This window comes from Candidatus Chordibacter forsetii, assembly GCF_964187505.1.
GTDB classification, from domain to species: Bacteria; Verrucomicrobiota; Verrucomicrobiia; order Opitutales; family Seribacteraceae; genus Chordibacter; species Chordibacter forsetii.
Genome location: NZ_CAXLML010000193.1, coordinates 1 through 8,980 on the forward strand (window position 1 = coordinate 1; position 8,980 = coordinate 8,980).

Annotated in this window: 11 protein-coding genes and 1 pseudogene; 11 read left to right on the top strand and 1 reads right to left on the bottom strand. The window is 43.0% G+C overall.

What is annotated here, in order from left to right; all coding sequences use genetic code 11:
* Nucleotides 1-603 (bottom strand): annotated as a pseudogene (locus tag ACKPQ4_RS08455) (hypothetical protein); the annotation flags it as partial.
* A gap of 171 nt (nucleotides 604-774) precedes the next feature.
* Between ACKPQ4_RS08455 and ACKPQ4_RS08460 the strand changes: the two are divergent.
* From ACKPQ4_RS08460 to ACKPQ4_RS08510, 11 genes are all read left to right on the top strand, one after another.
* Nucleotides 775-1,467 carry a YdjY domain-containing protein gene (locus ACKPQ4_RS08460; RefSeq protein ID WP_407680751.1) on the top strand — a complete coding sequence of 231 codons (693 nt, stop codon included), beginning with the start codon at nucleotides 775-777 and terminating at the stop codon, nucleotides 1,465-1,467.
* A 71-nt stretch (nucleotides 1,468-1,538) separates the two neighbouring features.
* The gene (locus tag ACKPQ4_RS08465) at nucleotides 1,539-2,645 is read left to right on the top strand and encodes a prenyltransferase/squalene oxidase repeat-containing protein (protein WP_407680752.1); all 1,107 of its coding nucleotides are present in this window, start codon (nucleotides 1,539-1,541) and stop codon (nucleotides 2,643-2,645) included.
* The gene (locus tag ACKPQ4_RS08470; protein ID WP_407680753.1) at nucleotides 2,635-3,225 is read left to right on the top strand and encodes a hypothetical protein; all 591 of its coding nucleotides are present in this window, start codon (nucleotides 2,635-2,637) and stop codon (nucleotides 3,223-3,225) included. The genes ACKPQ4_RS08465 and ACKPQ4_RS08470 overlap by 11 nt, the downstream gene beginning before the upstream one ends.
* A 54-nt stretch (nucleotides 3,226-3,279) precedes the next feature.
* The gene (gene ftsY, locus ACKPQ4_RS08475) at nucleotides 3,280-4,215 is read left to right on the top strand and encodes a signal recognition particle-docking protein FtsY (protein ID WP_407680754.1); all 936 of its coding nucleotides are present in this window, start codon (nucleotides 3,280-3,282) and stop codon (nucleotides 4,213-4,215) included.
* A 23-nt stretch (nucleotides 4,216-4,238) separates the two neighbouring features.
* Nucleotides 4,239-5,333: a 3-dehydroquinate synthase gene (aroB, locus tag ACKPQ4_RS08480; protein ID WP_407680755.1), complete on the top strand. Its 1,095-nt coding sequence runs from the start codon at nucleotides 4,239-4,241 to the stop codon at nucleotides 5,331-5,333.
* Nucleotides 5,334-5,359: 26 nt separating this feature from the next.
* Complete coding sequence (locus tag ACKPQ4_RS08485) at nucleotides 5,360-5,968, top strand: hypothetical protein (protein ID WP_407680756.1); 609 nt, start codon at nucleotides 5,360-5,362, stop codon at nucleotides 5,966-5,968.
* Between the two features lie 18 nt (nucleotides 5,969-5,986).
* Nucleotides 5,987-6,802, top strand: coding sequence for an acyl-ACP--UDP-N-acetylglucosamine O-acyltransferase (lpxA, locus tag ACKPQ4_RS08490; protein WP_407680757.1), 816 nt, complete (start codon nucleotides 5,987-5,989; stop codon nucleotides 6,800-6,802).
* A 43-nt stretch (nucleotides 6,803-6,845) separates the two neighbouring features.
* Nucleotides 6,846-7,205: a HesB/IscA family protein gene (locus tag ACKPQ4_RS08495; protein ID WP_407680758.1), complete on the top strand. Its 360-nt coding sequence runs from the start codon at nucleotides 6,846-6,848 to the stop codon at nucleotides 7,203-7,205.
* A gap of 108 nt (nucleotides 7,206-7,313) precedes the next feature.
* Nucleotides 7,314-7,973 carry a translation initiation factor IF-3 gene (gene infC / locus ACKPQ4_RS08500; RefSeq protein ID WP_407680759.1) on the top strand — a complete coding sequence of 220 codons (660 nt, stop codon included), beginning with the start codon at nucleotides 7,314-7,316 and terminating at the stop codon, nucleotides 7,971-7,973.
* A gap of 22 nt (nucleotides 7,974-7,995) precedes the next feature.
* Nucleotides 7,996-8,358: a fluoride efflux transporter FluC gene (locus ACKPQ4_RS08505; protein ID WP_407680760.1), complete on the top strand. Its 363-nt coding sequence runs from the start codon at nucleotides 7,996-7,998 to the stop codon at nucleotides 8,356-8,358.
* Nucleotides 8,359-8,459: 101 nt separating this feature from the next.
* Nucleotides 8,460-8,980: hypothetical protein (locus ACKPQ4_RS08510; protein ID WP_407680761.1), on the top strand; the 521-nt coding region annotated here is incomplete at its 3' end.

Consider the following 8,980-nt stretch of genomic DNA (forward strand, 5'->3'; position numbering starts at 1 on the left):
GATTGCATCTTCGGTCATATCCTTCCCTCCACCGGAACGAAGTCTTTCTACCCGTTTTTTAGGATCGCACCGTTGTTGCATCACCTTGGGTAAGCTCATACTGATACCCTTCAGAGCACTCTTCATGGCTTGGTTATTCATCGTCGATTTGGACATTTGCGGAGGGGCCGCTTCCACAACCGGAGCAAGATCTTTAACATCCAATTCGTTGAAGTCGGGCAGGGCAATTTCGGACACTGTGGTGGTCTTAAATTCGGACTTCGATGAGGGGGTTGCCTTTTTTTGACGCTGCATCAATTTCTGCATTTGTTTTTGCACCTGTTGCTGCTGCTGGGCTGCAGGTGGGCCTGCTTCCCCAAAATCTGAATCCCCTTCCTCACCGACATGAACAACGATGGTCCATGCGAGCATAAAACCAATAATCCCCACAATGATACCGAGTGATAAGAGAAGACTGTTCAATAACCTGTATTCGCGAAGATATTTCCCGAAGGCACCCTCAGCAGGTGGCACTTCTGTGACTTGGCCTGAATCTTCCTCGCCGGAAAATTCGGAGTCATCTCCATAATCGGCTTCTTCTTCGTTCTCAGCTTCTTCGTCCATTATTATTAACAGGGTGGGTGAATAGAATAATTTAAACTTATCGATACAGAACGATAAAGGTCAAGCAAGCACAGAAGGCGGAAATGATGCACAGGTTATTCAATATTATCTGAGAATCTAACTCCTGATGCCATTGACTTCGGTAGGAAATCAAATTGAAATTGTTCTTTTATGATAACCTATTACTCGAAAGTGTTTTCAGGCTTGTTGGTTTTGGTGGCACTCTTTGGTCCTTTTTTAAGTTATGCTGAGGAGGCACATCCATATCCGGAAATTTCCGAGATCGGACCAGGGCGTTATCAATTTGGGGACATTTTAATTGATCAAAATAATCGAGAGTTTTCATTTCCTGGAATTTGTAATCAAATAAGTGGTCTGGTGGAATATGCATTGGTTCATGAAAACGGAAAAGTTCATGAATCTTTGTTTCGGACCAAAGTCAGGCCCCGTTTTGTACATGCATGCTTCCTTCTCCTTAAGGAAAAGCCGGAAACCAGATTCTTTAAGATTCTTGACGGTAATGTTAGTGAATGGACAAACCTAAGAAGAATTGAGCTATCGATAATCTGGGAACAAAATAACACTTATCAGGAAAAGCCCATTAGCTCGATGGTCATCAATCAGGTTGATAATCGAGAACTAGCTAGTAAATCCTTTGTTTTTTCAGGATCGAGCACCATAGAGGGTCAGTATCTAGCAGAAATGGATGGTTCAATTATTGCGGTTTACCATGATTCGAGAGCTGTTCTTAACAGTATGGATAAGCAGAGTAATTCGGATGAAGTTTGGATAGCCCATCAAATCGCGATGCCCCCTAAAGGTTACCCCGTTCGAATCCGCTTGAAATTGCCAAAAAAGGAGTAATTTTTTAGTTTTATACAATGAATCTGATACTAATTTTAAAATTCTTGCTTCAAGGAACATGCATTTGGGCCTTGATAAGTTTAAACTTTCATCTCCAGGCATCGCCCAACACCTCCCTGAAGTTGGAAATTGAGAGGTCATTGGATAAGGGGTTGAGCTGGTTACATGGAGAACAAAATGCCACCGATGGTTATTGGGGGAGTTCTCAGTATCCTGCTCTTACAGCCTTGGTGCTTCGTGCGACCCTTGGGCATCCTTCTGTGACGGAGACCAAAAAATACCGTGAACAAATTACCTCAGGCTTTAAATTTTTACGCACAAAAGTACAATCAGATGGAGGTATTTATGGTAAAGGTTTAGCCTCTTACAATACTTCGATTAGTTTAATGGCTTTTCTTCAGCAGAACGACCCGATCGATAAATCGATTATCCAATCGGCTCGAAGGTTCCTAGTGAATCAGCAATCAGACTTTGATGAAAAAGGAAAGAGAGATAATGTTTTTGATGGCGGGGTGGGATATGGATCGACTTGGGCGCATTCCGACTTATCTAACACCCATTTAGCATTGGAGGCACTTTACTATGCTAAAAAGACTATCGGCTCCAAAGAAGAAGATATTACAAAATTAGATTGGCAGGCCGCGATTGATTTTGTTTCCAAGTGTCAAAACTTACCGGAAACAAATGATGAGGAATGGGTGAGTCAACACCCTGAAGACCGTGGAGGATTTGTCTATTTTCCTGGTAATAGTATGGCAGGAGAAAGAGAGGATGCCAATGGCACAGTATCCCTGAGGTCATATGGAAGCATGAGTTATGCGGGCTTGCTCAGTTTTATTTACGCAGAAATGGATGCCTCTGATCCCAGGGTCTTGGCGGTGCGTGAATGGTTGGCTAAAAATTATCAAATTGCTGAAAACCCAGGTATGGGACAGCAGGGTCTTTTTTATTATTACCACACGATGTCTAAGGCCCTGTCTCTTGCTGGTGTAGAACAGATTAAAGATTCCTCGGGTAAAAGCCGGGATTGGCGTAAGGAACTTACCCTCGCCTTACTCGACACCCAAAGCAATGATGGATACTGGGTCAACGAATCAGGTCGGTGGTGGGAAAAGGATCCTGTGTTAGTTAGTTGCTATGCGATGTTGGCGTTGGAAAGAATTTATTATGCTTTGTAATTTAAGAAACGGAATTTTGGTTGGTCTTTTATCAATTTCTGCATCTTCAAATGCACGGCCAAACGACTTTCCAGAATCTCCTGGATTTCCAAAGCTTGTAGAGCCGGGTTTTTTTGCCGGGCTTAAGCAAGGAGACAACCGGGAGATTGTACTGCAAAAATTACAATCACGCAATTTCTTGGGTTACCGAGAGTTGCAATCCGACTTGATCAAGTCTCCCATCCGTTGGGATGGTCACGCCTATGAATTAACCTGTAAATTCGAGGGCAAATCTCTTAGCCTTTGTTTAATACAAGGAGAGGCAGGGTGGCAGGATTTTTTTTATGATGAAATCGTTCGTCCGCAATGGCAGATTTTGCGCAAGCGGGTAACCTCTGCTTACGGGAAACCCAATAAACAAGTCCCTTTTCCTCACCTTTGGGATGTTCCTCAGAATGATTCAGGTGGTTTTATTACTGATAGTTGGGAGTTGTCAGACCGCACGATTATGCTTTGTGTGCAATCCTACACTCAGCAGGATTGCTGCACTCGCCAAGTTCTCGACTTTTCTTGCTGTACTTTATTAATTCAGCCAAAGTGAAGGCTTCCTGCCCGCACTTGATTTATGCAAATTGAAATCTTTTACTTCTAAGAAATGGGACTGTTTTCAAAATTTAAAAAAGGATTAAGCAAAGGGTCGGCTCTTCTACAGGGTGCCTTTGATCGAGTGTCCGGAAGAAGCTCACTTTCGGAAGACGACTTTCTTGATTTGGAGGAAGCTTTTTACGCATGCGACTTTGGTCCTGACACAACCGAAGAAATTTTATCAGAAATTCAAACTACATTCAAAAAAGATAAAGAATTCAGGGGGGATGACGCCCGCAAAGTAGCCCGAGCCGTGCTGAGGAAGGCCTTGGCAAATTCTGAAGGCAAACTTGATGAAACTCCTGCAGGTAAGCCAGAAGTTATTTGCCTCATCGGAGTGAATGGTTCAGGCAAAACCACAACCTGTGCAAAGTTGGGTAATCTTTTTTCTGAGGCTGGTAAAAGCCTGACTTTGGGTGCATGTGATACTTTTCGTGCGGCGGCTACTGAGCAGTTAAAGTCATGGGCCAATCGGTTGGACCTGGAAATCGTTTCCGGTCACCACGGGGGTGACGCCGCAGCTGTGGCGTTTGACGCTTATTCATCGGCTCAGGCAAAAGGGCGAGATTATTTATTGCTCGATACCGCGGGTCGACTGCATGTTAAGGATCACCTGATGGAAGAATTAGCGAAGTTGAGGCGCGTTCTTCAAAACCGGGACCCCGAGAGCCCGCATCATTCTTGGCTCGTTGTAGACGGATCAACCGGTACCAATGGACTTTCTCAAGCGAAGTTATTCCACGAAAAATTTGGCCTCACCGGTTTAGTGGTTACCAAATTGGATGGAACTTCCAAGGGAGGTGCCCTGGTTTCAATCTATCGGGAATTAAAAATCCCAGTTTATTTTCTCGGGCTTGGAGAACAACCAGACGACCTGCAACCTTTCTCGATCGATGCCTACTTGGACTCCTTACTTCCCGACCTTGTTGAAAGTGTTGATCGGTAGATTGATTGAATAAGATGAATTCTATGGAAAAGAGTTTAACTGTTAGTTTAGGATCGAGGAGTTACCCCATTGATATTGGTAGGAATTTGGCTGGAAAACTTGGTGAATTCATTCAGATGAATATTTCTGAGGGCCGAAAAGGAGTGGCATTAGTGGATGAAAATTTCAAAGCTGCCCAACCAGAATTTTGTAGAAATGTCCTCCATTCAATTCCATATCTCGTTGTGCCTTCGGGAGAAGGGAGTAAGTCTATTGAACAATTATCAAAAACTTGGGACTTTCTTGCTCAATCAAAAATTGATCGAAGTGGATTTCTTTTAGCCATTGGTGGAGGAGTAGTTGGCGACCTAGCCGGTTTTGCCGCGGCAAGTTTTCTTAGGGGTATTTCGTTTCATCAAGTTCCTACAACCCTTCTTGCCATGGTAGATAGTTCGGTTGGTGGAAAAACCGGGATTAACCTGAGTTCAGGTAAAAACCTGGTCGGTTCTTTTCATCAACCAGATTCTGTCGTGGTTGATTTAGATCTTCTAAAAACTCTGCCCAATCGAGAATTCTCTGCTGGAATGGGAGAGGTAATTAAGTATGGCATGCTTGGAGACAGCCAATTATTTAACAGTTTGCTTGTTCGAAAAAGCCCGTTTTCTCCAAACTCTTCTGATTTATGCGAACTTATTGAAAGATGTTGTGCTATCAAAGCTAAGGTCGTGCAGTCGGACGAACGCGAGACTTCTGGTTTGGAGGGCGGAAGAGCTTTACTCAACCTAGGCCATACTTTTGCACATGCTATAGAAAAGGTTGCGGGCTACGGTTCTTATTTACATGGGGAGGCCGTGGCAATTGGACTTGTCTGTGCCTTGCGACTTTCCCAACTGGTCGATGGGGGTGAAGGTTTAAAAGAAAGTAGTTTATTGGAACTACTTGGTGTTTATAATTTGCCGGTCAAATTAAAAGAACCTTTAAAACTAGACGATCTAGTCATGGCATTGGAGTCAGATAAAAAAGTGGACCGGGGAGTTCTGCGCTTTGTATTATTGCGTGAGGTCGGTGAAGCTTTTTGTAGCGACGATGCTAACCAAGATCAGATTGTAACTGCTTGGAAGTCAGTGGGGGCAAATTAATCAGTTCATCCTAATTAATTGAACTGATGGTCGAGCAGGATCTGATAGGTGCATACTTTGAGAGTAATGGATTTTTGGTGCGTCAAGCAACCATCGCAACTCTGGCTACCACCAAAAAAAAATTGAACCCATTGCCCGTTTTGGCGGTTATGAATCCGCGGGCAACGAGCAACGACCTGGCCTTAAATACCCGTTTATACTCCGCAGATTTGGCTAAGATACGATTTGCCTCTGTGGCCATATTGGGCTGGGGAAATAGCAGTTTTTCTCCAGCATCTCTTTCGAGTGATGCTCAATTGATCAAATATTTTAAGCAGGAAATAGATGAGTCCAGGATTAAGGAATGTTTTTCGACCAAGTCAGAATGGAGCGATGCCGGAATTGGTGATTCCCTGCGGATTCTTGTCGTTCCTGCTCTTCCATCTAGTACCGAACGGTTGACAAAATTATACCAAATGTTTGAAGGCTTGGAAGTTGATGGTGTGCTTACCTTGCGTTCAATTTTAGAAAATTTACTCAGGCAGTCCCAACCTGCAAAGTCGTACGAGGGAAGAGAAGTTCTACAATTACTCAGACTGGTTAAGGCTTATGGCTTGTCCAAAGATCCCCAATTAGAGATTTTTCAGGACGATTGATTTTAGTAAGATTTAAAAATGAAGAATTCTCAAATCCATCCCACTGCTCTTATAGAAGAGGGCGTCAGTATTGGTGCTCAGGTAACTGTCGATGCCTATGCTATTATTGAAAATGGTGCCAAGGTTGGAGATGGTTGCCATATCCATTCGCATGCTGTCATCAAAAAATACGCAGTACTTGGACGGGGCGTGGAGGTCGGGCACTTTGCTGTGGTTGGTGGGGATCCCCAGCACTTGGGTTTTGATCGTTCCATTTCATCAAGCGTAGTTTTAGAAGATGATGTTCGCTTGGGAGAGGGAGTTACTCTCCACCGTTCCATTGAAAAAGGTGGTGAGACTAGGGTGGGGAAGAACTGCTTTCTTATGGGTTATTCTCATGTTGCTCATGATTGCTCACTTGGTGAAAGGGTGGTACTTGCAAATGGGGCACTCCTTGGTGGCCATGTAAGCGTGGCTAGGGATGTTTTTCTGGGTGGTGGGGCAGCTGTTCACCAATTTGTACGAATCGGACAGGGTGCTATGATTGGTGGTTTGTCAGAAATATCGTTGGACATCCCCCCCCAGGTTTTGGTTTCCGGTAGAAATTTAATTTCCGGGCTCAATCTTATTGGAATGAAACGTCGGAAAATTCCCCCATCCGCAGTTTCTGAAGTCAAAAATTGTTTTCTTGAGCTCATGCAAAATGGAAACTTAAAAAAAATAGCGAAAGAAATACTCAATAGGAAACCAAGTCCATCCGGAGATGTAACTTTAGATTTTTTAAATTTCTTTCTCACGGGCAAACGCGGTTTTGCCCGACTCTCCAAGAAAAAATCACCTCAAGTGGATGGATGAAATTGCCATGACCATACAACAGGAGTATTAAATATTCATAGGTATGCTTACAGAAGTTGATTATTTACAGGCCAATGAAAAATTGGTTCGGCTCACTGCCAAAGCAGCCGAAAAGATATCTCAGCTAATTGACCGTGAAAATTCGGGTAATTATCTTCGGATTCGCATTACAGGAGGTGGTTGTAATGGACTTTCCTACAAAATGAAATTTGTAGAGGTTGGCAAAGCGGGAGACTTATTTGTTGAGAGCCAAGGCTCTGGTGTTTTGGTAGATTCTAAGACTGCCCTTTATTTGCGTGGTACTACTTTGGATTACTCGGATCAATTGGTGGCAGGTGGGTTCAAGTTTTCCAATCCCAATGCAAAAGCAAGTTGTAGCTGTGGTGAAAGCTTTAATCTCTAAATGTTTAATTTGTAATTAAATGTTGCAAAGGGGTTAACTAGGTAGGATAAATCAGGTTATTATTTTTTAAATTTCTCTCAACCTTTATGCATAAATCAAACTAACCACATGGCTCCTTCACCACGTGGTAAAAATAATAAAAGGCGGTTTAACAACCGCAATTATATCCGAAAAAACGATAAGATCCGTGCTCGTGAGATACGCGTGATCGGAGCAGATGGTGAAATGCTGGGGGTTATGCCTCCAGAAGAAGCACTAAAAATTGCTAAAAGCCATGCCTTAGACCTAGTCGAGGTTGCTGCCAATGCCCAACCTCCAGTCTGTAGAATTCTTGAATTTGGTAAGTATAAATACGAACTGAGTAAGAATAAGAAGAACAAGGAGAAAGTGGCTAAGCGAGTCAAGGAAGCCAAGTTTAGGCCAAGGATTGAAGAGCACGATTACGTAACCAAGTTGCGACGATCTGAAAGGTTTTTACACCAAGGAAATAAATTAAAGGTTACCTTGATGTTTCGCGGTCGAGAGATGGAGCATATCAATATAGGTATGGATGTTGTCCGTCGTGCCATCAAAGACTTATCGGGAGTTGGTCGTCCTGATGACCAACCCAAATTAAACGGACGTTTCATTATCGTTAGTCTTTCGCCACTTCCCCAAACTCAGCGTGTTTTAAAATACAACAGTGTAGAAGAAGCTGAAACCGAGGTTGAGGAGGAGGAAGACGAGGATGAAGTCGAAGAAACCGTTGAAGAGGTAACCGAGGGCTAACGCTTTTCGGTCCCGATCGCAGATGGGGATTAAATTTTTTTTACTGGTTGGGTTAGGCGGTGCGTTAGGTTCTGTATTCCGAGCTTTACTCTCTTACGCATTCAGCAACCATTCCCCAGTAGCAACCGTACTCGCAAATCTTGGGGGAGCCTTTCTAATTGGTTACCTAGTAAAATGGGGAGCTAATCATACTGGGGGAGAATTATTCCGAGCCTTTTGGATTATTGGTATATGTGGTGGGTTCACCACTTTTTCAACTTTCGGACTAGACCTATATGGATTACTTCAGAAAGGTTCCTGGTTACCAGCAACTAGCTATTTTTTGGCTAATTTTTTTGGCACTTTGATTTTTATTTGGTTGGGGTTCAGAACGGCAAGTTTCTAGGCAAAGCTCCCGTTTCGTAGAATTCCATAGAATTCTTTTTCTATAATTTAGATATTTATCTATTTCTTGCTCTAAGTAAGTATATTTGGAATATTAAAGGAGTGTATAAATTATACATAAGCCTTCTTTCTTTTATTGTTTTATCTTCATTTTCTTGGGGAGGAGTTGCTGGAAACCCATTTCTCAGGCCAGGATCTAACCGTCCGCCTCCAACTATTAGTCCTCCGCCCCCGCCTCCTAAACCAATGATTGATCCGGCATTTGCAAAGGAAGTTGAATTTCGGGGATATTTTCTACTCAAAGGCATTCCACATTTTTGTATTTTTAATAAAAAATCTAATTTTGGGGAATGGATAAAACTTAGCGAAAAAACTTACGAGGAATATAAAGCGCAAGCCTTTGACCTTAAAAGTGAGACCTTGACCCTTGCTTTTAATGGGCAGGATTTTACTTTGAGCCTAGAGCAATCGAAGTCTTCTCCCATTAGCTCCCCTAAAGTAACTGGGTTACCCAAAATAAAATTACCGTCCAGTGTTTCATCCACTTCCAGTGGGAATAGAAAAGTGATGCCAGCTAAGCCTAAATCCGCACCGAAGTTGCCCGACTGGTTGGCCAATCGTGT

What these genes read in the sequence shown, in the direction of transcription:
- ACKPQ4_RS08460 (WP_407680751.1), top strand. Translation starts at nt 775, where the DNA reads ATGATAACCTATTACTCGAAAGTGTTTTCAGGCTTGTTGGTTTTGGTG.
- ACKPQ4_RS08470 (WP_407680753.1), top strand. Translation starts at nt 2,635, where the DNA reads ATGCTTTGTAATTTAAGAAACGGAATTTTGGTTGGTCTTTTATCAATT.
- ftsY (WP_407680754.1), top strand. Translation starts at nt 3,280, where the DNA reads ATGGGACTGTTTTCAAAATTTAAAAAAGGATTAAGCAAAGGGTCGGCT.
- aroB (WP_407680755.1), top strand. Translation starts at nt 4,239, where the DNA reads ATGGAAAAGAGTTTAACTGTTAGTTTAGGATCGAGGAGTTACCCCATT.
- ACKPQ4_RS08485 (WP_407680756.1), top strand. Translation starts at nt 5,360, where the DNA reads ATGGTCGAGCAGGATCTGATAGGTGCATACTTTGAGAGTAATGGATTT.
- lpxA (WP_407680757.1), top strand. Translation starts at nt 5,987, where the DNA reads ATGAAGAATTCTCAAATCCATCCCACTGCTCTTATAGAAGAGGGCGTC.
- ACKPQ4_RS08495 (WP_407680758.1), top strand. Translation starts at nt 6,846, where the DNA reads ATGCTTACAGAAGTTGATTATTTACAGGCCAATGAAAAATTGGTTCGG.
- infC (WP_407680759.1), top strand. Translation starts at nt 7,314, where the DNA reads ATGGCTCCTTCACCACGTGGTAAAAATAATAAAAGGCGGTTTAACAAC.
- ACKPQ4_RS08505 (WP_407680760.1), top strand. Translation starts at nt 7,996, where the DNA reads ATGGGGATTAAATTTTTTTTACTGGTTGGGTTAGGCGGTGCGTTAGGT.